21 protein-coding genes are annotated in these 23,549 nt (G+C 66.6%); 9 read left to right on the plus strand and 12 right to left on the minus strand.

The features are described from left to right. Positions 1 to 46: 46 nt before the first annotated feature. From CS1BSM3_RS13610 to CS1BSM3_RS13620, 3 genes are read left to right on the plus strand one after another with little or no spacing between them, the layout of a single operon-like run. Positions 47 to 1,003: a glycine/sarcosine/betaine reductase selenoprotein B family protein gene (locus CS1BSM3_RS13610; RefSeq protein ID WP_072387592.1), complete on the plus strand. Its 957-nt coding sequence runs from the start codon at positions 47 to 49 to the stop codon at positions 1,001 to 1,003. Then, entirely contained in the window at positions 1,000 to 2,223 is a 1,224-nt protein-coding gene (locus CS1BSM3_RS13615; protein WP_072387593.1) for a CaiB/BaiF CoA transferase family protein, read from the plus strand. Before CS1BSM3_RS13610 ends, CS1BSM3_RS13615 begins: the two co-directional genes overlap by 4 nt. Then, positions 2,220 to 2,969 (plus strand): enoyl-CoA hydratase/isomerase family protein, encoded by a 750-nt coding sequence (locus CS1BSM3_RS13620; protein ID WP_072387594.1) that lies wholly within the window; start codon positions 2,220 to 2,222, stop codon positions 2,967 to 2,969. The genes CS1BSM3_RS13615 and CS1BSM3_RS13620 overlap by 4 nt, the downstream gene beginning before the upstream one ends. Before the next feature lie 179 nt (positions 2,970 to 3,148). Here the strand turns inward: CS1BSM3_RS13620 and CS1BSM3_RS13625 are convergent, their stop codons facing one another. The 3 genes from CS1BSM3_RS13625 to CS1BSM3_RS13635 all read right to left on the minus strand — a co-directional run bounded on the left by CS1BSM3_RS13625 (position 3,149) and on the right by CS1BSM3_RS13635 (position 8,234). After that, positions 3,149 to 4,441 (minus strand): ArgE/DapE family deacylase, encoded by a 1,293-nt coding sequence (locus CS1BSM3_RS13625; protein ID WP_072387595.1) that lies wholly within the window; start codon positions 4,439 to 4,441, stop codon positions 3,149 to 3,151. Between the two features lie 12 nt (positions 4,442 to 4,453). Further along, positions 4,454 to 5,797 carry an aspartate aminotransferase family protein gene (locus CS1BSM3_RS13630; protein WP_072387596.1) on the minus strand — a complete coding sequence of 448 codons (1,344 nt, stop codon included), beginning with the start codon at positions 5,795 to 5,797 and terminating at the stop codon, positions 4,454 to 4,456. Positions 5,798 to 5,909: 112 nt separating this feature from the next. Then, a complete protein-coding gene (locus CS1BSM3_RS13635) occupies positions 5,910 to 8,234 on the minus strand; it encodes a YfhO family protein (RefSeq protein WP_244540495.1) in 2,325 nt (774 codons plus the stop codon). A gap of 178 nt (positions 8,235 to 8,412) precedes the next feature. Between CS1BSM3_RS13635 and CS1BSM3_RS13640 the strand changes: the two genes are divergently transcribed. Next, entirely contained in the window at positions 8,413 to 9,210 is a 798-nt protein-coding gene (locus CS1BSM3_RS13640; protein WP_072387597.1) for an alpha/beta fold hydrolase, read from the plus strand. Between the two features lie 49 nt (positions 9,211 to 9,259). Then, a complete protein-coding gene (locus tag CS1BSM3_RS13645) occupies positions 9,260 to 10,861 on the plus strand; it encodes a gamma-glutamyltransferase (protein WP_072387598.1) in 1,602 nt (533 codons plus the stop codon). Between the two features lie 18 nt (positions 10,862 to 10,879). Here the strand turns inward: CS1BSM3_RS13645 and CS1BSM3_RS13650 are convergent, their stop codons facing one another. The 3 genes from CS1BSM3_RS13650 to CS1BSM3_RS13660 form a co-directional block, all read right to left on the minus strand. After that, positions 10,880 to 11,392 carry a hemerythrin domain-containing protein gene (locus CS1BSM3_RS13650; RefSeq protein ID WP_072387599.1) on the minus strand — a complete coding sequence of 171 codons (513 nt, stop codon included), beginning with the start codon at positions 11,390 to 11,392 and terminating at the stop codon, positions 10,880 to 10,882. Positions 11,393 to 11,593: 201 nt separating this feature from the next. After that, positions 11,594 to 12,907, minus strand: coding sequence for a replication-associated recombination protein A (locus tag CS1BSM3_RS13655; protein ID WP_072387600.1), 1,314 nt, complete (start codon positions 12,905 to 12,907; stop codon positions 11,594 to 11,596). A gap of 94 nt (positions 12,908 to 13,001) precedes the next feature. Then, on the minus strand, positions 13,002 to 13,229 hold the full coding sequence (locus tag CS1BSM3_RS13660) for a sulfurtransferase TusA family protein (RefSeq protein ID WP_072387601.1): 228 nt from the start codon (positions 13,227 to 13,229) through the stop codon (positions 13,002 to 13,004). Positions 13,230 to 13,361: 132 nt separating this feature from the next. On the opposite strand from CS1BSM3_RS13660, the gene CS1BSM3_RS13665 reads away from it, so the two are divergent. Continuing rightward, positions 13,362 to 14,480, plus strand: coding sequence for an arginase family protein (locus CS1BSM3_RS13665; RefSeq protein ID WP_072387602.1), 1,119 nt, complete (start codon positions 13,362 to 13,364; stop codon positions 14,478 to 14,480). Here CS1BSM3_RS13665 and CS1BSM3_RS13670 read toward each other — a convergent pair. Beyond that, on the minus strand, positions 14,469 to 14,978 hold the full coding sequence (locus CS1BSM3_RS13670; protein ID WP_072387603.1) for a GNAT family N-acetyltransferase: 510 nt from the start codon (positions 14,976 to 14,978) through the stop codon (positions 14,469 to 14,471). The two genes, CS1BSM3_RS13665 and CS1BSM3_RS13670, sit on opposite strands and share 12 nt — an antisense overlap. 116 nt (positions 14,979 to 15,094) lie before the next feature. Here CS1BSM3_RS13670 and CS1BSM3_RS13675 point away from each other — a divergent pair, with 116 nt between their 5' ends. After that, entirely contained in the window at positions 15,095 to 16,153 is a 1,059-nt protein-coding gene (locus tag CS1BSM3_RS13675) for a radical SAM protein (RefSeq protein WP_072387604.1), read from the plus strand. Between the two features lie 67 nt (positions 16,154 to 16,220). Here CS1BSM3_RS13675 and CS1BSM3_RS13680 read toward each other — a convergent pair whose 3' ends face one another. The 3 genes from CS1BSM3_RS13680 to CS1BSM3_RS13690 all read right to left on the minus strand — a co-directional run bounded on the left by CS1BSM3_RS13680 (position 16,221) and on the right by CS1BSM3_RS13690 (position 20,059). After that, entirely contained in the window at positions 16,221 to 16,970 is a 750-nt protein-coding gene (locus CS1BSM3_RS13680; RefSeq protein WP_072387605.1) for an SDR family NAD(P)-dependent oxidoreductase, read from the minus strand. Between the two features lie 18 nt (positions 16,971 to 16,988). Beyond that, positions 16,989 to 18,356: an MmgE/PrpD family protein gene (locus CS1BSM3_RS13685; protein WP_072387606.1), complete on the minus strand. Its 1,368-nt coding sequence runs from the start codon at positions 18,354 to 18,356 to the stop codon at positions 16,989 to 16,991. Positions 18,357 to 18,430: 74 nt separating this feature from the next. After that, entirely contained in the window at positions 18,431 to 20,059 is a 1,629-nt protein-coding gene (locus CS1BSM3_RS13690) for an AMP-binding protein (RefSeq protein ID WP_072387607.1), read from the minus strand. A gap of 150 nt (positions 20,060 to 20,209) precedes the next feature. Here CS1BSM3_RS13690 and CS1BSM3_RS28275 point away from each other — a divergent pair, with 150 nt between their 5' ends. Continuing rightward, positions 20,210 to 20,554: a RidA family protein gene (locus tag CS1BSM3_RS28275; RefSeq protein ID WP_072387608.1), complete on the plus strand. Its 345-nt coding sequence runs from the start codon at positions 20,210 to 20,212 to the stop codon at positions 20,552 to 20,554. Positions 20,555 to 20,607: 53 nt separating this feature from the next. On the opposite strand, the gene CS1BSM3_RS13700 is transcribed toward CS1BSM3_RS28275, so the two are convergent. Beyond that, complete coding sequence (locus CS1BSM3_RS13700) at positions 20,608 to 21,087, minus strand: MarR family winged helix-turn-helix transcriptional regulator (protein ID WP_072387609.1); 480 nt, start codon at positions 21,085 to 21,087, stop codon at positions 20,608 to 20,610. Positions 21,088 to 21,322: 235 nt separating this feature from the next. On the opposite strand from CS1BSM3_RS13700, the gene CS1BSM3_RS13705 reads away from it, so the two are divergent. Next, positions 21,323 to 22,123 carry an alpha/beta fold hydrolase gene (locus CS1BSM3_RS13705; RefSeq protein WP_072387610.1) on the plus strand — a complete coding sequence of 267 codons (801 nt, stop codon included), beginning with the start codon at positions 21,323 to 21,325 and terminating at the stop codon, positions 22,121 to 22,123. Positions 22,124 to 22,313: 190 nt separating this feature from the next. Here the strand turns inward: CS1BSM3_RS13705 and CS1BSM3_RS13710 are convergent, their stop codons facing one another. Further along, positions 22,314 to 23,375, minus strand: coding sequence for a patatin-like phospholipase family protein (locus CS1BSM3_RS13710; protein WP_083528568.1), 1,062 nt, complete (start codon positions 23,373 to 23,375; stop codon positions 22,314 to 22,316). Positions 23,376 to 23,549: the final 174 nt, after the last annotated feature.

Genomic DNA, 23,549 nt, shown 5'->3' on the forward strand with positions numbered 1-23,549 from the left:
AACTGGCGACAATGCCCTCAAAGCACCAACACTGAGGAGAACGCCCATGAGCGTCCCTGCCGACGAGGATTTCGGCTTCGCGCCCGACCATTCCGAGCCCATTCCCTACAGGAAGCGCATTCGCGACTACTACGTCGGCCTCGGCTTTGGCGCGCCTTACAAGTGGGCGCACTACGACGATGTCCCGTTCGCGCCGCTCAAGAAGCCGCTCAGCCAGTCCAAGGTCACGCTGATCACGACGGCCGCGCTCTACCAGCCCGACAAGGGCGATCAGGGCCCGGGCTCGCCGTACAACTCGGCCGCCAAGTTCTACGTCGTCTATTCGCTGGATTCGTCGAAGGATCACGACACGCGCATCTCGCACGTCGGCATCGATCGCGCACACACCACGCAGGAGGACTCGGGCACTTGGTTCCCGCTGCCGGCATTGCGCGAGGCGGCAAAGCGCGGGCTGATCGGCGGGCTCTCGCCGCACGTGCACGGCCTTCCGACCAACCGCAGCCACCGCACGACGCTCGACGTGGACTGCCCCGAGCTGGTGCGGCGCGTACTGGCCGACAAGGCTGACGTCGCGATCCTCTGCGCGAACTGCCCGGTCTGCCACCAGAGCATCAGCCTCGCCGCGCGCGCGCTCGAAACGGCCGGCATCCCCACGGTCGTGATGGCCTGCGCGAAGGACATTGTCGAGTTCATCGGCGTGCCGCGCCTCGCCTTCAGCGATTTCCCGCTCGGTAATGCGGCCGGCAAGCCCAAGGACAAGGACTCGCAACGCAGGACGCTCGAGCACGCGCTGCGCGTTCTCGAGTCCGCGCCCGGTCCGCGCACGACCGTGCAGAACCCGATCCGCTGGAGCGACAATCCCGACTGGAAGCTCGACTATTCGAACCTCGAGCGCCTATCGGCCGAGGAGATCGCGCGCCGCAAGGCCGAGTTCGATCGCCAGAAGCAGATCGCCAAGGCCAAGCTCGCCGAGGACATGAAGCTCAAGGGGGCGGCCGAATGAGCCAGCCATTCACAGGCGTTCGCGTCCTCGATTTCACGCAGGTGTTTGCAGGACCCTTCGGCAGCTACCAGCTCGCGCTCCTCGGCGCCGACGTCATCAAGATCGAGCGGCCCGGCGGCGACGACATGCGCTATGGCCCGCCGAACAAGGAATGGTCCGACCGCGGTCTCGGCACGGGCTGGATGGCGATCAACGCCAACAAGCGCAACATCGCGCTCGACCTCACCAAGCCCGAGGCCATCGCGATCGTGAAGAAGCTCGCCGAGACGGCGGACGTCGTGATGGAGAACTTCCGTCCCGGCGTCATGGACAAGCTCGGCATCGGCTACGAGGCACTCTCCAAGGTCAACCCGCGCATCATCTACGCCGCGGTCTCGGGCTTCGGCCAGACGGGCCCCGAGCGCACGACCGGCGCCTATGACGGCAAGATCCAGGCCATGAGCGGCTTGATGTCGATCACCGGCTCCCAGGAGAGCGGGCCGACGCGCGCGGGCTTTGCGGTGTGCGATGCGATCGGCGGCATGTCGCTCGCGTTCGGTGTCGCGAGCGCGCTCTTCCAGCGCACGCACACGGGCAAGGGCCAGCTCGTCGATGTGGCCATGCTCGACTCGGCGCTGACCTTCATGTCGTCCTTCGTCGTCGACTACACGGTCGGCGGGCATGTGCAGGGGCCATCAGGGAATCGCGCGCAGAGCCGCTTGCCGACGGCCGATCTCTTCAAGGTCAAGGACGGGCACCTCCTGCTCGCGGTCAACAACGACAAGCAGTTCATCGCGCTCGCCAAGGCGATCGGCCATCCCGACCTGCCGAACGATCCGCGTTTCATCGACTGGCCCTCGCGCATCGAGAACGAGGTCGCGCTGCGCCAGATCATCGAGGAAGTGTTCTCGACGGCGGATGCGGCGACCTGGGATGAGCGGCTGACGGCGGCAAATGTGCCGTGCTCGCGCATCTGGTCGCTCGCCGAGGTGGTGAAGCATCCGCAGCTCGACTCGCGCACGATCCTGCAGAAGGTGGATTCGCCCTATGGCGAGGTCGAGCTGATCGCATCCGGTATCCGCTATGCGCACGGCGGCGCCGAAATCAGGCGCTTCCCGGTCATGCCGGGCGCGGATACGGACGCGGTGCTTGGCGAGGCGGGCTATTCGGCCGAGGAGATCGCGGCATTCAAGGCTGCTGGCGTGGCCACGAGCGGCATTCGCGCAGGGAGAAAGTCATGAGTGAGAGCCCAGCGGTCACCTATGAGCGCGAAGGCGCGGTTGCGATCATCACGATCAATCGCCCGGAGCGCATGAACAGGCTCGATGCCGAGATCGTCGATGGCCTGCACGACCGCTGGGTTCAGTTCATGGCCGATGACGCGGCGCGCGTCGCGGTGCTCACGGGGGCGGGCGACAAGGCCTTCTCCGCCGGCGCCGATCTGAAGGCCGTGCCGCACCATCTGTACCACGGCATTCCGGGCATTGGTTATCCGGTCGACAAGCCGGTGATCGCCGCGGTCGCGGGCTGGTGCATCGGCGGCGGCATGGTGCTGACGACCATGTGCGATCTCATGATCGTCGCCGAGAATGCGAAGTTCTCGTACCCCGAGGTGAAGATCGCCTTCTCCGGCGGGCTCATCTCCAACCTCGTGACGCGCATTCCGCACAAGATCGCCATGGAGCTGCTGCTCGTCGGCGATACCATCGATGCCAAGCGCGCCTACGAGGTTGGTTACGCCAACAAGATCGTGCCCATCGATCAGCTCATGCCGACCGCCATGGACTATGCGCGCCGCATCGCCGAGACAGCGCCCATGCCCTCGCGGATGCTCAAGCGCTTCGCCGCCGAGACGCTGCCCAAAGGGCCGACCGAGATCGCCGGTATCGCGCGCTCGCAGGTCGATGCGATCAACCGCAGTGAGGACTGGGTCGAGGGCCGCGCCGCCTTCGCCGAGAAGCGCCCGCCGAAGTTCAAGGGGAAGTAGGCGTGTGGGATGCGAGCGGCCTCGCTCATTCCCCTCCCCCTTGTGGGGAGGGGTTAGGGGTGGGGGGCATCCCTATCGCTGATGTTCTGCAATCCCCCCCCTCCTAACCTCCCCCACGTCGCGCCGAAGGCGCGCCTTCGGCGCTGGGGGGAGGAACGGGTTGAGCTAGAGGCGATCGCTCAAGACGACTTCAGCGGGGCGAGGCCGCACCAGCGCGCCGTGAAGAGCGCAATGGATTTCGTCGCCTGCCTGATGGTCGCGAGCTCCACGGCTTCGTCAATGCTGTGGATGTTGCGGCCCCCCGGTCCGTACACGAGCGTCGGGATCTTGTCGTAGAGGATGGTCACGCGCGCATCGAGATAGGCCGGCATGACTTGCTCTTGCAGGGGACTGCCGTGAATGGCCTCGTGTGCAGCAGCGAGCGTCTTCTCGGCATCGCTGCCGGGTTCCAGCACGAATCCCTCGCACGAGAAGCCCGTCCACTTGATGACCGGCGGCGTGTTTCCGCTGCCGGGTGTCCGGCGCGAGAAGTCGCTGATCGTCTGCTCGATGCGCCGCTTCAATTCTGAGGCGGGGACGCCCGGCAGCATGGAGAGCCGGCAGTGAACCGTGCATGAGGCCGGCACGGTCGAGTTCCAATCGCCGCCTTCGATCTGCCCGATATTGAGATTGATCGGGTGGACGAGATCCTTGAAGAGCGGGTGCTGCGCCGCCTCGACATTGAGCTGCTCTTCCAGCACGCGCAGGGCGGCGATCACCTGATAGGCCGCATCGATCGCGTTCAAGCCCGCCTGCATCTCGCGCGCGTGCGCGGGGCGGCCGTAGACGCGCACCGAGAACCACACGACGCCGACATTGGCGCGCGTGAGCTGGCCGCGCGTCGGCTCGGGGCAGATGGCGGCATCGGCGCGATAGCCGCGCACGGACGTCGCGAGTGTGCCGTTGCCGGTGCTCTCCTCCTCGGGTACGGACTGCACGTGGATGGTCGCGGCAGGCTCGAAGCCGGCGCGCTTGATGGCATCGAGCGCGAAGATGTTCGCGGCAAGGCCCGCCTTCATATCGCACGCGCCGCGGCCGTACATCCAGCCATCGCGGATGACGGGATCGTACGGCGGATGCGTCCACATATCCGTCGGGCCGGGCGGCACGACATCGATGTGCGCATTCATGATGAGCGAGCGGCCCTTCGTGGACTTCGGCCGATGCGTGCCGACGACCACCCACGCGTTCTCGTAGGAGACCGCGATCGGCGAGAAGCCGGGATGGTCCTTGATGTCCTCTTCGGTGACGCGCCAGCGATCCATGTCATAGCCGCGCCTGGAGAGCGCGTTGAAGACATAGTCCTGCACGGTGTGCTCGGCGCCGCGCACGGACGGACAGCGCACGAGATCCTGCAGGAAGGTCACCTCATCGTCGAAGCCGCGCTCGACCTCGTCGAGAATGCGCTGCTCCTCCGCGGTCACTTTGCTCATGAGCCGTTCTCTCTATTTCTCGATCTTTGCGAGCGTCTCGTTGAGCGTGCGCTCGACGATATCGACAATCTCGTTGACTTCCGCCGACGTAATGATCAGTGGCGGCGCCAGCATGATGTGATCACCCTCGTTGCTGTCCGCGCTACCGCCCGTCGGGTAGCAGAGCATGCCGTTCGCCATGGCCTGCTTCTTGTATGTCTCGGTAAGTTTGAGTGCCCGCTTGAAGGGCGCCTTGGTCGTACGGTCGGCGACCAGCTCGATACCGATGAAGAGACCGCGACCGCGGATGTCGCCGACGTGCGGATGCTGGCCGAGGCGCTCCTGAAGGCGCTTCTTCAGCTCAGCGCCACGCTCGCGACAATTGGCGAGCAGGCCCTCCTCCTCGATGACCTTCTGCACGGCGAGTGCGGCGGCGCAGGCCGTTGGATGCGCCATGTAGGTGTGTGTCCACTTGAGTGCGCCGGAGCCCTCGGCGAGCGGCGCGTAAAGCTCATCGCGCATGAGCACGGCGCCGATCGGCTGATAGCCGCCGCCGAGCCCCTTCGCGATTGCGATGAGGTCCGGCGAGACTCCATCCTCCTCGATGGCGAAGAGATAGCCGGTCCGCCCCATGCCGGACATGACCTCGTCTACGATCAGGAGCACGCCGTACTTGTCGCAGATCCGGCGGATTTCCTTGAAGTAGCCCGGCGTCGGCGTGGCGCAGCCGATGGATGAGCCGCTGACCGTCTCGGCGACGAAGCCCGCGATCTTTTCGGGCCCGACGCGCAGGATCTCCTCTTCGAGCGCGCGGGCGACGCGCATGCCATAGTCGGTCTCGCTTTCGTCCTCGCGCTTGTGGCGATAGGCGTAGCAGGGCGGGATGTGGCTGATGCTCAAGCTATCGCCGAACATGGGCTCGACGAGCTGGCGTGTCGGTCGCGGGCCGGCGAGCGCGATCATGCCGAGCGTGCCGCCGTGATATGACTGCCCGCGTGCGATGAAGTGCACGCGCTGTGGTTCGCCGCGCTCGATGTGGACCTGACGAGCGAGCTTGATCGCGGCTTCGACAGCCTCCGAGCCACCGGAGACGAACGCAACGCGGCCGAAGCCTTCCGGCGCGCGGGCGATGAGCCAGTCGGCGAGGTCTTCCGAAGGCTTCGACACGAAGAACGAGGTGTGGGCGTAGGCCGCCTGCTCGGCCTGTTCCTTGATGGCGTCGATGACTTTTCTATTGCCGTGCCCGATCGATGAGACCGCGGCGCCGCCGGATGCATCGATGTAGCTTTTGCCGTTCGTGTCGAACAGGCGAACGCCCTTGCCGCCGGCGACCGTGGGGTAGTCGTGATTGAACGTGCGGTTGATGAGATGTGTCATGTTGCTTTCCTGCGGCGGCTTCCGGCTCGGCGGGTGATGTCGCGCGATATGAGTGCAGCCAATGTGGCAGCGCGGTGCGTCGGCGTCGAGAGCTGTCGCGGCATGACAGTCCTCAGCGGCGCCGCAGTGAGCTCATGGCGCCCGCGAGGGGGCGGAAGGTGAACGTCACGCGATGGCGCCCTGGCGGCACTTCGACGGCACGGAAGAGCACGTTCGCGCGCAGGATGGGCACACGCCGGCCGTCGATCTCGGCGACCCACCAGGGGTGCGAGACGTCGTTGAGGACGACATAGCCGCCATCAGGGCTGTCGGCGTCGATCTCGATGCGCGTGTTGGCATAGGAGGCGAGTGTGGCCGTGCCCGGACGCCGTGGCTCCTGCCTCGGTTGTGCGCCTTCGATGAGGACGGTCGTGCGGTAGTCCTCATCGGGCCAGCTTCCATCATCGAGCATGATCTCGAAGGGGACGGATCGGGCGCGCGTCGCGAAGACGACACGCGGGAGGGCTTCGGGGTTCTCGTAGATCCAGGCATCCTTGGTCCGCTGACGAAGCGGTAGCGTATCGGGAAGCAGATGCTTGTCGATCTTCTCGATGGGCGCGCCGGCAACGATGTAGCGCAGGCCGAGCAGGTTCGAGAGCGGGCTGCGGTACGAGGGCATGAGGTGCGAGAACTTGCGCTGATCTGGAAGCGCCGCGTGATCCTCGGCGCCGGTCGCCTTCGTGTAGAGGCCGAGACGCACGGGATTGTAGCCGAGCGTATTCTCGAGCTGATGGGGAATGCTGGCATTCGGCCAATGGAAGCCGACACCGACCAGCTCGACACGATCGCGGTACGTGGCGTCCGTGCGCACGTGCGCCTTGAGCCAGGCAATGGTCTCATTGCGGCTCGCCGGATCGAGCACGTCGTAGTGCGCCGGTGGGAGGGCAGACGAGCCGTTGTTGCCATTGTTGAAGCCGAGGTCGGCGGCGGTGAAGCCTGCCAGCACGAGACCGGCGAGGACCGGCAGCAGCGCGAGGCGCGAGCGTGCCCAGGCGATCAGAAGCGCGGCGGCGGCGAAGATGCCGGCAGCAATGGCCTTCGGTTGCGGCACGCGTGGCAGGCGGTCGAGGCGCCAGCCGAAGAAAAGCGCGGCGCCCGCGGCGGTCACCAGCAGCAGCGCGACCACTGCGACCGCGACGTGGCTAGGCTTGATCCAAGGCGCCACGAACAGCCGGTGCGTTGCGTAGCCCGCGAGCACAGCGAACAGGGCGCCGATCAGGAAGACCGCATCGGCCGGCCGGCGGTAGAGATCGACGCCGGGGAATAGCGCGTACATCACGCGGAATGCCGGCGTGTACCACCCGAGCGCGTAGAGCAGCACGAGCATGAGCGCGATCGTGAAGAAGCGGATCTCGCGCGCCCAGAGCTGTCCGCTCAGCAGCCCGGTCGTGACGAGCAGGAACGGGATCGCGCCGACGTAGAGGATACCAACGTTCTGGGCCGTGAAGAGGCCGGTGCCACGCCACGTCCAGCTCGGCGGGCCCCAATAGTCGGCGCCGGCTGCGCCGAAGATGTCGGGGGAGATGAGCGTCAGCAGGAGTGCGGGATGCAGCGAGCCGCGACCAGCGCCGATGAAATCGATCGAGGGCCGATTGGATTCTGCTGCGAGCAGCAGCGTCATCAGAAGCGGCAACGCGACGAGCGCGATGCCGATGATACCGCCCAGGACGAGCGGCAGCAGCGCGCGCCGGATGGCGCGGGACGGCGCTTCGTCGCTCAGGAGTTGCCACAGGGCATAGCCCGTCGCGACGTAGAGCGCGAGCAACGCGACCTGGTCGCGGCCGAGCACGATGAGTGCGGCGAAGACGCCGGCGAGCAGGCCGCTGAGAACGGAGCCTCGCGCGATCGCCCGATCGATGCAGAGCAGCAGCCACGGCAGATAGGCGAGACTCACCACCTGACCGAAGTGTTGCAGCCGCCATGCCATGGCCGCGCCGAAGCTGAAGACGAGCGCGGCGATCAGCGCGCCTGCCCAGTGCCAGCCGCGATCATGGAAGTAGACGATCATGCCGATGCCGCCGAAGGCCATGGTGGTGAGCACGGTCATGTCGACGGCCCAGAGGCTCGGATTGCCATTCATCAGCGCCAGCAGCAGGAACGGCGGCGAGAAGATCATCGACTGCGGATCAGCGATCTGCGGATGACCGGCGAAGACATAGGGGTTCCACCAGGGCCAGTCGCCGCGGGCGAGGCTCTGCGCGAGGAACTGCACCTGCGGGTGGAAGTGCGCCTTGGCATCCCATGGGATCGTCGAGACACCCGCGATCCACCGCCATGCCATACCGGCGAAGAGGACGACGTAGGCCGCGATGATCGGCGCACGCGCCCAGTCGCCAGCCGCGCGTGCCGGCGTGAGGTCGGCCGCCAGATCGGAGAGGCGCAGGCGGCGAGATGGCATCGGGCGGGGCTTTCGCGGGTGAGGTGGGCCGAGGCTTCAGCATGGGAGAAACCGTGCCGGCGCGTCGCGGTCAAGCCGGTCCGAGGCCGCACACCGGCGCGCTGCATTCGCTTGCGCTCTGACGCCGGCACTCGCTAGGCTGCGGACCGCGAGGAAGAGGTCGAGAGAGGGTGCGGGAATGCTGCTGACGGTTGAAGGGCGCGAGGTCTATGCCGGGACCGGCGGGCGCCCGTTCGCGCCGGAGCGGCCGGCCATGGTTTTCATTCATGGTGCCGGGCTCGATCATACCTGCTGGCAGCTCCAGAGCCGCTGGTTCGCATGGCACGGCTGGTCCGTTCTGGCCGTCGATCTGCCGGGGCATGGGCGTTCGGCCGGGCCGCCGCGCGAGTCGATCGCCGATCTTGTCGCCTTTATTGAGGCGCTGCTCGCGGCGGCGGGCGTTGCCAAGGCCGCGCTGGTCGGCCACTCCATGGGCGCGATCGTGGCGATCGAGACGGCGGCGAAATCGCCCGACAAGGTCTCGCATCTGGCGCTGCTCGGTATTGCCTCGGCGATGCCGGTGCATCCGAACCTGCTGAAGAGCGCGCGCGAGAACCCGCCGGCGGCCTATGACATGATGACCGGCTGGTGCCACAGTCCGCCGGCCAAGCTCGGCGGCAATACGGCCCCCGGTCTCTGGATGACCGGCGGCTCGCGGGCATTGTTCGCGCATGGCCAGCAGGGATCGCTCGCCGTCGATCTTGCGGCCTGCGATGCCTGGAAGAGCGGCCCTGAGGCCGCCGCGAAAGTGCAGTGCCCGACGCTGTTTCTCTCCGGCGAAAGCGATGTCATGACACCGGCCCGAAAGGCGGCCGAGCTCGCCAAGCTCGTGGCCGGTGCGAAGATCACCACACTCCCGCGCTCGGGCCACATGATGATGTCCGAGCAGCCGGACGCCACCCTCGACGCTCTCATCGCGCATCTCGGCGCAGCCTGAGCCCTCCTCTCGACCCTCTCCAAGCATCACCGGAAAAGGCCACGTCCTCATGCCCAAGCCCACGAGCGCGCTCTCGCCCAACATCTCGCGCAAACGCACAGTGCGGAAGCCCTCGGCACGCTCGCGCGGCGGCATCGTCGTGACGCAGAACCGGATCGCGTCGGAGGCGGGTGCGCGCGTGCTGAAAGCCGGCGGTCATGCCGTCGATGCGGCTGTTGCAGCGTCGTTCGCCGTCGGCGTCGCCGAGCCCTGGATGAGCGGCATCGGCGGCGTCGGCGCCATGCTCGTCTACGAGGCGAAGACGGGGAAGATCCGCGCCTTCGACGGCGGCGGACGCAGCCCCAGGGCGCTCAAGCCCAGTGACTACGAGCTGACTGATCAGGCCGACGCGGGCAATCTCTTCGGCTGGCCGATGGTGAAGGGCAATATCAACACGGTCGGCGCCAAGGCGGTGATCGCGCCGACGCAGCCGGCATTGCTCGCGCTCGCGCACAAGCACTACGGCACCAAGCGCTGGCGCGATCTGATCAAGCCGGCGATCGCGCTTGCCGAGGAAGGTCAGCCGGTCGACTGGCACACGGCCCTCAACATCACGGCCGCGATGAAGGACCTTCAGAAGGACCCGGGTGCACGCGCGGTCTTTCTGCCGAACGGTTTCCCGCCCTATGTGCCTGCAGCCATGGACCCGCGGCCGATGGCGCGCCTGCCGCGTCCCGAGCTGGCACGCACGCTGAAGGCGATCGCCGAGGACGGTGCGGGTGTGCTCTACAAGGGGGCGCTGGCGCGCGCGATCGCGGAAGACGTCCAGGCCTTGGGCGGCTACCTCACCGAGGAAGATCTCGCCGCCGTCGCGCCGCCCGAGCGCGAGCCGCTCACGATCTCCTATCTCGACCGCACGATCCATGTGCTGCCGGAGCTGAACGGCGGGCCGACGCTGGCCGTCGCCTTTCGCGATCTCGTCAAGCGCCGCAAGAAGCCCGAGGCCAAGCCCAACGAGAAGACGTTCCTCGCGTATGCCGCCGCCATGCAGGCCGCGTGGAAGCACCGTTTCAAATACATGGGCGATGCCGGCGAGAAGACCGCGCCGACCTCGACGACGCACATTTCCGTGGTCGACCGCGAAGGCAACATGGTGACGCTGACGCAGACGTTGCTGACGCTGTTCGGCGCGCGCATCGTCCTGCCGAAGAGCGGCATCCTGATGAACAACGGCATCAACTGGTTCGATCCGACGCCGGGTGGGCCCAACTCGATTGCGCCTGACGCCCGTGCGCTCGCCAACTACGTGCCGGCCGTGATGACGGGTGGCGGCGCGACGATCGGCATCGGCGGCTGCGGGGGCCGGCGCATCCTGCCGGCCGTGTTCCAGCTCCTCGCCATGTCGGCCGACTTCGGCTTCGACCTCGATGAAGCCTTCCACCAGCCGCGGCTCGACATTTCCAATGTCAGCCCGATCATCATCGACCGGCGCCTGCCGCAAAAGGTGATCGATGCGCTGACGGCCGAGCACAAGGCGGTGATCGGCGAGCCTATCGAGTACCCCTCGAACTTCACGATTGCGGGAGCTGTGCGCCGCGAGCGGGGACGCAATGAAGGTGCGACGGAGCCCCATCACCCCTGGAGCGAAGCCGTCGCCGAGGACGAGGTGTAGGACGGGGAGCTGCTCAGGCTAGCCCAGGGTCGCGCCGCACGTGCACTTCTCGGGTTCGCGCGCCCGGATCCAGTCGCGCAGCATCGAGATGTCCTCGCTCGAAAGCAGGCGCCGCGCTGCCGGAATGAGGAAGGCGTTCTCCCACAGGACGTGCCGCCGCATGGGCACGAAGTGCGCGCGCAGGAGATAGCCGACCATCTCGGGGTTCTCGGGCGGACCGCCGCGAGCGAGATCATCGAGCGTATCCACGAGCTCCTGATCGAGGCTCGCGTCGTCGGCGTGCTCGAGCATGAGCTGATCGAGGCCTGCGAGAAGGTCGGGATTGCCGTGACGGTGGCGGGCGAGGATCGGAAAGAGTGCCTGCTCCTCGAAGGCCACGTGATTGGTCCAGCCGCGTTCGAGCGCTGTCGAGGCGAGCTGCGCAAGCTGCGGCGCGGCGTTCGCCGGGAGGCCGTCGGCGATGTGCTCCAGCAGGTCGCAGAGATCGAGCCGCAGGGCATTGTCCTCGTGCAGCAGGCGGATGGGATCCATTGCCCGACAGTTCGCCTCGGTGGGCGCACACGTTTGCCGGTCGTCTGTCACGGGTCTTGCCCTCTCTCCGCGAGCGCCGGCCTTTTCCCGCGGTCGGCAGACACTGCGGCATCCACCGCATCTCACGAGGCGAAGATATGTCACTGCTATGACAGGGACGCCTTGATGCGCATCAAGAGGGGAGGGGCGCGGCGAGGCCTCTCAGCGGCCTGATTTCTCGTCGCGGAGCCGCTGCCAATAGGCGAGGCGCTTCCTGATCTCGCGCTCGAATCCGCGCTCGGGCGGATCGTAGTACTGCTCGCGCTCCATCTCGTCAGGAAAATAGTCCTGCCCGGAGAAGCCTTCCTCCGTCGCGTGATCATACTCGTAGCCGGCGCCATAACCCTGCTCGGCCATGAGACGCGTCGGCGCATTGAGAATGTGCTTCGGCGGCGCGAGAGAACCGTTGTTCTTGGCGGCGCGCATGGCAGCCTTGTAGGCCGTATAGGCGGCATTCGATTTGGGCGCGGTGGCCATGTAGATCGTCGCCTGCGCGAGCGCCAGCTCGCCCTCCGGACTGCCGAGGAAATCGTAGGTGTCTTTCGCGGCCAGCGCCTGCGTGACGGCTGAAGGATCGGCGAGGCCGATGTCCTCGATGGCCATGCGCACGAGCCGGCGCGCGAGAAAGAGGCGGTCCTCGCCGCCGTCGAGCATCCGGCAGAGCCAGTAGAGCGCGGCATCGGGATCGGAGCCGCGCACGGCTTTGTGAAGCGCGCTGATCAGATTGTAGTGCCCGTCGCGGCTCTTGTCGTAGAGCGGCGCGCGGCGCTGGACGAGCGAGACGAGCGAGGCCGTCGTCATCGGCGGCTCGCCGGGCGCCACGGCTGCGAGCACTTCCTCGCAGAGATTGATGAGCGCACGCCCATCGCCATCGGCCATGCCGATCAGGGCTGCGCGCGCATCCGCATCGACCGGCAGCGCTCGCCCGGTCTCGTGCTCGACGCGCTCGATCAGCTCGCCCATGGCCGTCTCATCGAGGCGGTTCAGAACGAGTGTTGTCGCGCGCGAGAGCAGAGCGCCGTTGAGCTCGAAGGAGGGGTTCTCCGTCGTCGCGCCGACGAGCGTGATGGTCCCGTCCTCCATGTGCGGCAGGAAGCCGTCCTGCTGGGCGCGATTGAAGCGATGGATCTCGTCGATGAACAGGAGCGTGCCCCGGCCCTGCTCGCGGCGCGCCTTGGCGCGGTCGAAGGCCTTGCGCAGATCCTGCACGCCCGAGAAGATCGCCGAGAGCTGCTCGAACTCGAGCTTTGTCTCCTGGGCAAGGAGGCGCGCGATAGTGGTCTTTCCGACGCCGGGCGGTCCCCAGAGAATGAGGTTCGGCAGCCGGCCGGCGCGCAGCATCCGCGTCAACGAGCCCTCCGGCCCGACGATGTGTCCCTGACCGACGACCTCGGAGAGTTTCTTTGGCCGCAGACGATCGGCAAGCGGGCGCGGGGCACCCTGCTCGAGACCGGCAGCTTCAAAAAGGTTCGTCATGCTCTGAGCTCCGCCGCGCACATCTCCGACGCCACGGCGCGCTGACCGTGGCAAGGATGGAGCGGCGCCGTCAAGGGCGGCTCAGTGCAGCAGGTCAGGCCGTGCGCCGGATCAGGAAGCGATAGACGCCGCCCGCCTCGGAATGCTCGACCAGCTCGTGCTTGGTCTGCCGGCAGAAAGCCTGGAAGTCGGCGACGGCGCCGGGATCCGTGGCGAGCACCTCGAGCGTACCGCTGACCGGCACCTCGCCGATGGCCTTCTTGGCCTTCAGGATGGGCAGCGGGCAGTTGAGCCCCTTCGCGTCGAGCGTCTTGTCGGCCATGTTTGTCGAGCTCCGTGCGCTTCCCCGGCCTGTTCTGGATGCCACGTCCCTGTTGCGCGAGCCGCGGCGGCCGCTCCATATTCAAGGCTGCGTATAATTGAATGCGACAACGCCGTCGAGAGGCAGGACTGGGTGCGGCCGTTTCTTGTGACGCATGAGATCTTCCGGCGGCCTGCCTTCGGGCGTCATCATCCGCTGGCCACGGGGCGGCAGGCGGCTGTTCAGGACCTCATCGAGGTGCTCGGCTGGCGCGATCCGGCGTTGACGCGCGTGCCGGAGCTGCCGGGCCGGGCGGTGCTGGAGCGGTTCCATGAGCCCGAGTATCTGAGCGCCCTGGAGCAGGCGGACGCGGCCGGTCGGGCCACGGCCGAAATGCGCGAACGCTACAATCTCGGCACGATGGAATGCCCGGTCTTTCCCGGCCTTTGGGATCGCGCGCGGGCCACTGTCGGCGGCTCCATGCTGGCGGCGGAGCTGGTTCTCGGCGGCGGCATGGCTTTCCATCCGACGGGCGGCACGCATCATGGGATGCCCGGCCGCGCCTCGGGTTTCTGTTACCTGAACGATCCCGCATTCGCGGTGCTCCGCCTCCTCGATGGCGGGCTGGCGCGTGTTCTGCACGTCGATCTCGACGCGCACCACGGCGATGGTGTCGAGGCGGCCTTCGCGGATGACCCGCGTGTTTACATGGCCTCGCTCCACGAGGACGGCCGCTGGCCCGGTACGGGCCGGCCGGGGGATACGCTCGGCGGGCGCGCGCTGAACGTGCCCGTGCCGCGCGGCATCCATGACAGCGAGTACGCGCTCGTGCTCGAGCGGCTCGTCTATCCGTTCGTGCGGCGCGCTGAGCCCGAGGCGATCGTCGTGCTGCTCGGCGCGGACGGTCTCGCCGGTGACCCTCTCTCAGGAATGCAGCTCTCGAATGATGTGCTGTGGCGGGCTTGCCGGACGCTCGCCGCGATGGCGCCGCGCGCGGTGGTCCTCGGCGGCGGCGGGTACAATCCCTGGACCACGGCGCGGCTCTGGGCCGGCATGTGGGGCCTGCTTGCGGGGCACGACATTTCGAGCGAGCTGCCACCCTCCGCGCAGACCGTTCTCGCCGGTCTCGACTGCGATCTTGTCGACGACGAGGACCGCGATCCGGCATGGCTGACGACGCTCGCCGACGCGCCGAACGTCGGGCCGATCCGGCCGGAGGTCGGCGCGTTGATCGCGGGGCATCCGATGATGCGGGCGCCTTCAATCGCCTGAGAGTGCGCGCTCCATGTAGACGGCGTCGTCGCCATAGTCCTTCAGCTTCAGCCGCAGCGCCTCGGTGGTGGCATCGATGAAGCCGAGTTTCTTCCAGTAGCTGTCGGCGCCGCTGACTGCGATCAGCATGGCTGTCCGAAAGCCCTTGCTCCTGGCAACATCGAGAGCGCGCGCGCAGATATTCGCGACCACGCCGCCACCTCGCGCATCGGCATCGACGGCAACATCATGCACGTACCAGCAGTCCGATGCGGCGGGGATCTCGCCCAGCATCTCATGGAGCGCCGGCGGCTTTTTTCGCATCCACGGGTGGCTGCAGAAGTACCCGACGATGGCAGGGCCGCGTGCGAGCACGAAGCAGCCTTCGGGCGCGAGGCGAATGCGCTCGGCGAAGATCGCATCCCCTTCCGCATAGGGACCGAGGTGCGCTTTGGAGAGGCGCGCGATGTCGGCAACATCGGCGAGGAAGGCCGGTCGCCAGAGAGGCTGGTCGGGCATGGCTATCCGCATCGGAAACGAGAAAGGTGGTGCTTAGCGTCGCCGGCCCGCCGATTCAACCAGGCCAGCCTCACGCGCCGATTGCCCTATATTCGCAAATATGAATATGATTGCGCATGAACTGGATCGACAAGCTCTCGGCCATCGAGCCGCTCGAAGATGCCGAATTCGACGCGGCGCTCGTCGCGGCCATGCAGGAGGCTGCCGCAGCGCGCGGCGGGCTCGCCTCGATCCGTTTCTCGACGCCGACTTTCAAGGAATATACGACGTCGGAAATTCAGGGCTGCGGGAAGAATTCCTTTCCAGCGTTCTCCGTGACGGCTGGTGCCTGTGCGCTCGACTGCGATCACTGCCAGGCGAAGATCCTGGAACCGATGATCCCGGCGACGACGCCGGAGATGCTCGACGCGAAAGTGCGCGATCTCGTGCTGCTGCAGGACCTGCAGGGCTTCCTGCTCTCGGGCGGCTCCAACCGGCGCAATGAAATCAAGTACGAGAAGTATTATCCCGTCATCGAGAAGCTGAAGCGCGATTTCCCGCATCTGAAGATCGCGATCCACTCCGCGCTGCTCGACGAGCGCCGCGCGCGGCTTATGGAAAGTGCCGGCGTCGACACCGCCATGATGGATGTCATCGGTGCGCAGGAGACCATCCGCGAGGTCTATCATCTCGAGCGCTCGGTCGATGATTTCGAGGCGACGCTCGCGGCGCTGTGCGCGACGCGCATGGAGGTGGTGCCGCACATCGTCATCGGCCTGCACTACGGGCGCCTGCTTGGCGAGGCCAATGCGCTCGACATCTGCGCGCGCCACGGCATTCATAGTCTCGTGCTGGTGGTGGTCATGCCGTTCTATGCGCGCGCGGGCACGTTCGTGACGCCCTCGGCGCACGATGTGGGCCGCATTTTCCTCGAAGCGCGCCAGCGACTCGCGGAGAAGCCTGTGCTGCTCGGATGCGCGCGGCCGCCGGGGATGCACAAGCGGATCGTCGATGCTTATGCAGTGATGGCCGGCCTCGATGGGATCGCCTTCCCCGCCGAGGGTGTGATCGGCGTGTGCGAAGCGATCGGGCGGCCGTTCGAGCAGCAGCACGCGTGCTGCTCGATCAAAGTCGGCGGGAGCTTCGATCCGCGCGCGAAGAGTGCGTGCGTTGTCGAGAGCGCTGTCGCGGGGTAAGTGGCCGCCGCCGGCATAGCACTACGGCGATTGCGAGGAATCTTTTCCCGGCAGCCAGCGGCCAGCACTAAACAGCCGTAAACCCGCCATCGACCATCAGCTCGACGCCCGTGATGTAGGAGGCCTCGTCCGAGGCAAGGAACAGGTTCGCATACGCGACCTCGTCGATCTCGCCCGTGCGTCCCATGGGAATGCCGGCGAGCAGGTTCTTGCGCAACTCCGGATCGGCCGTGAGCTTCGATGTGCGCATGGGCGGCATGAAGCCCGGATGCACGGAGTTCACGCGGATGCCGTCCTTGGCGTACTGCACCGCGGCGGCCTTCGTCATGGTGCGCACGGCGCCCTTGGCGGCGTTGTAGCCCATGTGCACGTAGTCCTGCCCGAGCACGCCGCTGATCGAGGAGATGTTCACGATCGCACCGGCCTTCTGCTTCTGCATGACCGGGATGACTGCGCGCAGGCCGAGGAAGTTGCCGCGCGCGTTGATCGACATCTGCCGATCCCACATTTCGAGATTGAGCTTGTCGGGGATCGAGCCGCTGACGCCGGCGTTGTTGATCAGGATGTCGATGCGGCCATAGGCGGCGAGCGTCGCATCCACGACGCGCTGCCAGTCCGTATCGCTCGACACATCGTGCTTCTCGAAGCGCGCATTGCCGTTCGTGCGCACGATGTCGGCGGCGACGGCCGGGCCGTCCTTGTCGTCGACATCCGTGAGGACCACGATGGCGCCCTCGCGCGCGAAGAGGCGTGCCGTAGCCGCGCCCATTCCCGCCGCCGCGCCCGTGATGATCGCGACCTTGTCCTTGAGCCTCATGCCATTCCTCCCGGTCGGTCAGCCTGCCTTGCGCAGAGCATCTCCGGGAACAGCATAGAGCGTGTGCGGCTGATCTGCAGCCCAAAGCTCGGCGAGGAGGCGCTTCGCGGCGTCGGCGCCGAGCACGGGGCTCGCCAGCTCGAGGAACTTGTCGGACACGTCCGCGTCCGTGAGTGGCGCGTCGGGGTCGCCCTTGCGCGTCGGCTGGTAGTGCTCGAGCGTGCGGCCGTCCGCGAGCTCGATCGCGACCTTGGCCGAGCGGCGCTTGGGGAAGTCGGCGGCGCACTGCTCGTCGATTTTCAGCTCGACCTTGTCGGAAAGCGTTTGCACGCGCGCGTCGGCGAGCCGCTCGGGCTCATAGGCATTCAGGCGCACGCTGCCGTGGACGAGCGCACTCGCGACGAGGAAGGGCGTCGAGAACTTGCCCTCGAATGGCGTCGTCGCCTTCGGCACGCCGGCAACATCGAGCGTCGCGCGATAACCGCCGACGCGAATGCGCTTGATGGCCTCGGGCGCCAAACCGTGCTCGGCTTTGAGGTGCAGCGCGCCGTCGATGGCCGGGAAGGCGTGGCCGCAGCAGCCGTGGTTCTTGAAGGTCATCTGCGTGATGTTGTAGTGCGCGCCGAGACCGGCCGTGGCCTTCGACCAGTCGACGGTCGTGCTCATGGCGGCACCGAAGCCCGCCTCGCCTTCGAGCACGTCCAGCGTGCCGGTCATGCCGTATTCGGCGCTGAGCGCGGCCATGGCGCCGGCTTCGGCCGCGTGGCCTGCGTGCAGCGGCTTCGACATGGAATCCGAACGGAAGGCCTGCTGGAGCGCCGCTGCCATCGTCGCCGAGGTCGCGAGCGCGTGGGCAAACTGCGTCGCGTTGAGCTTCAGGATGGTGGCGACGGCCGCTGCGGCGCCGAACGTGCCGACCGTGCCCGTCGTGTGCCAGTACTTGTAATGCGAGGGCTGCACCGAGAGGCCGATGCGCGTCGAGACCTCGTAGCCGACGATGATCGCCGTCAGCAGCTCGGCGGCGGTCGCGCCCTTGGCCTGCGCGGCGGCAAGCGCAGCGCCGATCGTCGGGCAGCCGGGGTGATAGATGGCATCGCGGAAGATGTCGTCGAACTCGATGGTGTGCGAGGCCGTGCCATTGATGAGCGCTGCCGTCCGCAGCGGGCCGAACTTGCCCGAGCCGTAGACGTATGCCTTGCCGTGGCCCAGCTCGTCGCCGAGGCCCTTGATCATGGCCTGGGCAGGGTCGATCTCGGTGCCGGGCAGCAGCGATGCGAACCAGTCGATCAGCGCGCGCTTGGCGTGGTGGCGAACCTCCGGCGGCAGCGTGCGATCCCGCTCCGCGACCCCGTACTCGGCCAGCTTCTCGACAATGGTGCCCGCCATAATGCGCTCCCTCATGCCTGGTTGTTATGTCCGGACATGATACGCGGCAGGCGGCCGGTTGAAAAGAACGGGAACTACAGCTTGTCGGCCATCTGGCGCAGATCAACCCGGCGGATCTTGCCGGTCACGGTCATGGGCATCTCGGCAATGAAATGGACCCGGCGCGGGTATTCGTGGGCCGCCAGCCGCTCCTTCACGAAGGCCTGGATTTCATTGGCCAGCTCGGGTCCCGCGGCATATTCGGGCCGGGTCACGATGAAGGCCGTGACGGCCTCGCCGCGCAGCGGGTCCGGCGTGCCGATGACGCCGGCCAGCGCCACGGCCGGGTGCTTCTGGAGGCATTCCTCGACCTCGCCTGGGCCGATCCGGTAGCCGGCGGACTTGATGATGTCGTTGTCGCGGCCTTGGAACCAGAAGTAGCCATCGCTGTCCTTGGCGGCGATGTCGCCGAGCAGGCACCATTCGCCACGGAACTTGTCGGCCGTCGCCTCGGGCTGTTTCCAGTATTCGAGGAACATGACCGGGTCCGGCCGGCGCACGGCGACGATGCCGGTCTCGCCCGCGGGAAGGACATTGCCGTCGCGATCGACGATCTCGACAGTGTGGCCGGGGATGGGGCGACCCATGGAGCCGGGCTTGGCCGGGAAAACCGGTGGGCAGTTGCCGACGACGAGATTGACCTCGGTCTGGCCGTAGAACTCGCTGAGCGTGAGGCCGAACGTCTCGTGGCCCCAGTTGATGATGTCGGCGCCCATGGGCTCGCCGCCCGAAGCGAGCGAGCGCAGATTGTAGTCGTAGTGCGCGCGCGGATTGGGCACGGCCTGCAGCATCCTGAGCGCGGTCGGTGGCATGAAGATATTGCGCACGCCGTGCCGCGCCATGAGCGCGAAGGCCGCATCCGGCTCGAACTTGGCGAGGCGCTGCGCGACGACGGGCACGCCGAAATAGAGCGAGGGCAAGAGCACGTCGAAAATGCCGCCGGCCCAGGCCCAGTCGGCGGGCGTCCAGAAGCGATCGCCGGCTTGCGGAAAGAGATTGTGCGGCACCATCACGCCGGGCAGATGCCCGAGCAGCACGCGCTGCGCGTGGAGCACGCCCTTGGGATTGCCGGTCGTGCCCGAAGTGTACATGAGGTAGGCGGGATCATCGGGTGAGGTGTCCGTCGCGGTGCTGCTTGATGAAGCTGAGGTCGCAAGCTCCCAGAAGCCTTTCGCGCCGAGCGGCCCGGGTCCGTCGATCGAGATGATGTGGTGGAGCGTCGGCAGATCCGTGAGGCCGGCTGCAACGCGCCCGATGTTGTCGTCGGCGGTGACGAGAACGGCGGCGCCGCTGTCCTCGAGCCTGAAGCGGACGGCATCGGGGCCGAAGAGCGCGAAGAGCGGCATGGCAACTGCGCCGAGTTTGTGCACGGCGACATGTGTGATCAGGTTCTCGGGGCACTGCGAGAGATGGATCGCGACGATCGCACCGCGGCTGACACCGAGAGCCGTAAGCGCGTGCGCGAGCCGGTCGGCGCTCTCCTTGATACGCGAGAAGCTCCATACGTTGATACTGCCGTCGCCGGCTTCATGGATCAGCGCCGGGGCGTCGGGCGTCGCAGCGGCATGACGGTCGCAGATCGCGTGCGCGATGTTGAAGCGCGCCGGCACCTCCCAGCGGAAGCTGCCGTAGAGCTCGTCATAGGATGCGCCGGAGAGTTTCACGTGCGCGCCCTCCCTTTGGATTTTGTTTCCTCAGGTGGATGGGAACACATCCGAGAGGCCGAGGGCAAGACCGGCGACCACCCAGGCTTGCCAAGCTGCTCGGCCGGCTCGACATTGGCCCATATCGACCAACTCCGAGGAGCCTCGCTCATGATCAAGCGCTATACCGGCACGACCCCGACGCGCAGCCGCGCAGTTGCCCACGGCGGCATCGTCTATGCGGTCGCCACGGCCAAGGACAAGTCGGGGGCGCTCTACGCGCAGACGAAGGATGCGCTCGCCCAGATCGACGCGACGCTCGCCGAAGCCGGATCGAACAAGTCGCGCATCCTGCGCACCACGGTCTACATCACGGACATGAGCCAGAAGCCGGAGATGGACCGCGCCTGGGACGAGTGGGTCGATCGCGCGAACCCGCCGCAGCGCGCGTGCATCGGCGTCACGCTCTGGGATAAGGATCTGGTCGAGATCCTGGTCACGGCCGTCCAGGAATGAAAAAGGCCGGCGTAGCGCCGGCCCTTTCGATCTCGCTGCGATATGCCTGATCCTCAGGGCACCACGAGCCGCTCGGCCTGGGCCAGGAGGTCGTCGAGCGTGCGGCGGCTTTCGAGGCCCATGACCTCGACGGCCCGCTTCTGCGCGGCCTGCCAGAGCGGGAAAGCCTCCACGATCACCTGCTTGCCCTTGGGCGTGAGGTGCAGGCCACGGCCGCGGCGGCCCGCCGGCGGGTCCATGATGATATGGCCGAGCGCGAGCAGGCGCTTCAGGTTGCGCGAAAGCGTCGACTTCTCGATGTCGAGCGTGCTGCCGATCTCGGCGGCCGTGATGCCGTCCTGATTGGCGAGCTGTGTCAGCAGCGTGAACTGGCTGGCGGTGATCTTGTGGGGCCGCAGCGCATCGTCATAGACGCGGGTCACGATGCGCGAGAGCTGGCGCACACGCGTCGAGATGCAGGCCTCGGACGTTGCATTGGCAATCGCGCCGATGTCGAGGGGGACCTTGCTGCCGGCCGGAGTCATATCGTTCATCGCGTACCTTCCCGCTTGGTTCGCATGATGAGTCTCGTGCCAGTTGCTATGATTCGGGCTGTCTCGGCAACCATAGGTGGCTCTTCGGGCGGCGGTTTTGTGCGTGGTCGTACAACTCGACAGGGGTGACACCTTGCGGGGCCGCGATTGACGTTGCGGCCCGCTTCGCGCGAACCTCATCCGCGCCCGCCGAAGTAGGCCCGCAACAAAAACGCAACGCCCGAGGGAGATGCCCATGACCGTCCTCGATCACACCCGCGAAGGGCGGGGCCGTCCGACCATTGTCTTCGTGCACGGCTTCGGCTGCGCCCGCGACGACTGGCGGCAGCAGGTGGCGCACTTGCGTGGTCGCTTCGAGACGGTCGCGGTCGACCTCGGCGGCCACGGCACGACGCCCGGAACGGACGCGCACGAGATCATCGACACGCATGGTCGGGACGTCGCCGCGCTGCTTGGCGAGCTCGACATCGAGCGTGCCATCCTGGTCGGGCACAGCATGGGCTGTCGCATCGTTATGCACGCCATGAGCGAGCAGCCGGCGCGCGTGGCGGGGATCATCCTCGTCGACGGAAGCCGCCTCGGGGCTGCCGGCAGCACGGCGTACCTGGATCGGCGCAAGAGGGTTGCCGAGATCGGCTATCGCGCCTTCATCGAACCCATGTTCGCCCAGATGTTCCGGCCGGAAGCAGACCGGGCGGTCGCGCAGCCAATCATTGATCGCGCGCTCAACATGCCGGCCAAGCTCGCCGGCAATCTCTTTCCCAATATCGGCAAGTGGGACGCCGAACGCTTCGACGAGATTTTCGCGAAGGCGCGCGTGCCGCTGCTCGCGATCCAAACGACCTACATGACGCCGGCTGGCGAGCGCGCCTCGATGACCAAGGGGCAGTCCTCGGCCTATCTCGATGACGTGCGCCGCCTCGTGCCGGGCGCGCGCATCGAGATCATGGAGAACGCGGGCCACTTCCCGCAGATCGAGCAGCCTGCCGAGATCAACGCGTTCATCGACGACTTCATGACGAAGCTGAAGGTCTAGCGCGTGTTCATTTCATGCGGACGCGTGCAGCCCCATAAGCCGCTTTAATTCCTCCCCCCTTGTGGGGGAGGTTAGGAGGGGGGGATTGCAGAACATCAGCGGTAGGGATTCCCCCCACCCCTAACCCCTCCCCACAAGGGGGAGGGGGATTGCGCTTCCGTTTGAGCGAACAGCCTCTAAGGCGGCGGCCTTACAGGAAGGATCTGATATCGGTGGAGGACTCTTCGCCGATGCGATCGAACGAGTCATCGATCCATTGCGCCGCGCGCTTGCGACCGATGTCGCGAAGCTGCGTCAGGAACTCCCAGCTCGTGTTCATCTTGGAGACGGCGCTCAGCGTCTGCATAACGTCGTCGGCGGCGATGGAGTGAAGGAGCATCCGCTTCATCAGCCCTTCGGGAATTCTGCCCTGATCGATGAGCCGCGTGACGAAGGCGATTGCGCGCATCTCGCTGATGAGCGACGCATTGAAGCTGATCTCATTCATGCGGTTTTCGATCTCGAGCGCCGTGCGCGGCACGTCCGGCCGCACCAGCGGATTGACGTGCACGATGACCACGTCCTGCGAGGGGCTGTCGTAGATCAGCGGAAATATGGCGGGATTGCCCATGAACCCGCCGTCCCAGTAGGCCTCGCCGTCGATCTCGACGGCCTGGAACACTTGCGGCAGGCACGCCGATGCCAGGACGACATCCGCCGATACCTCCTTGGTGCGGAAGACGTGCACCTTGCCGGAGCGGACGTTGGTGGCGGTGAGAAAGAGATTGGTCCGCGGGCACGTGCGCAATCGTTCGAAATCGACGGTGGCTTCGAGGATCGAGCGCAGCGGATTGATGTTGAGGGGATTGAGCTGATAGGGCGACCAGCAGCGTGTCAGCAGGTCGAAGATCACGAAGGCCGGCGTGACCTCGCTGAAATAGCTGAGCGGCAATGGGAGCTGGAATGGGTGCGGGCCGATGTAGGAGCTCGGCTCACCGACCTTGCGCCAGAAGTCCGCAAGCGCCGCGCGGCCGCCCTCGCGCCCGCCCGTGCTCACGCCATGAGCTACGACGACCGCATTGACCGCGCCGGCACTGGCGCCCGATATGCCGCAGAGGTCGAGACGGCCATCCTCGAGGAGATAGTCGAGAACACCCCAGACGAAGGCGCCGTGAGCGCCGCCGCCTTGAAGCCCGACGTTGACGAGCTTGGTGATCTGTTGGGCTTGGGTCCGGGACCGGCGGTGCGGTTGTGACGGATCATCACTCGGCATGGAGACTCCGCTGAGAGGGATGTGGACAAGGCCATGCAGCCGGCATCAGCCTTCTGAATGTCGTGTCTCGCATCGACGAACACAAGCGGGCGCCACGTCGCTGCCGGGCGCACGGGTGTCGGCGCCGCTTTCAGCTGCGGCGCGTGTGGCTGCCGTCTGGTAAACGGGAGACGC

It is taken from the genome of Hyphomicrobium sp. CS1BSMeth3, assembly GCF_900117415.1.
GTDB lineage: Bacteria > Pseudomonadota > Alphaproteobacteria > Rhizobiales > Hyphomicrobiaceae.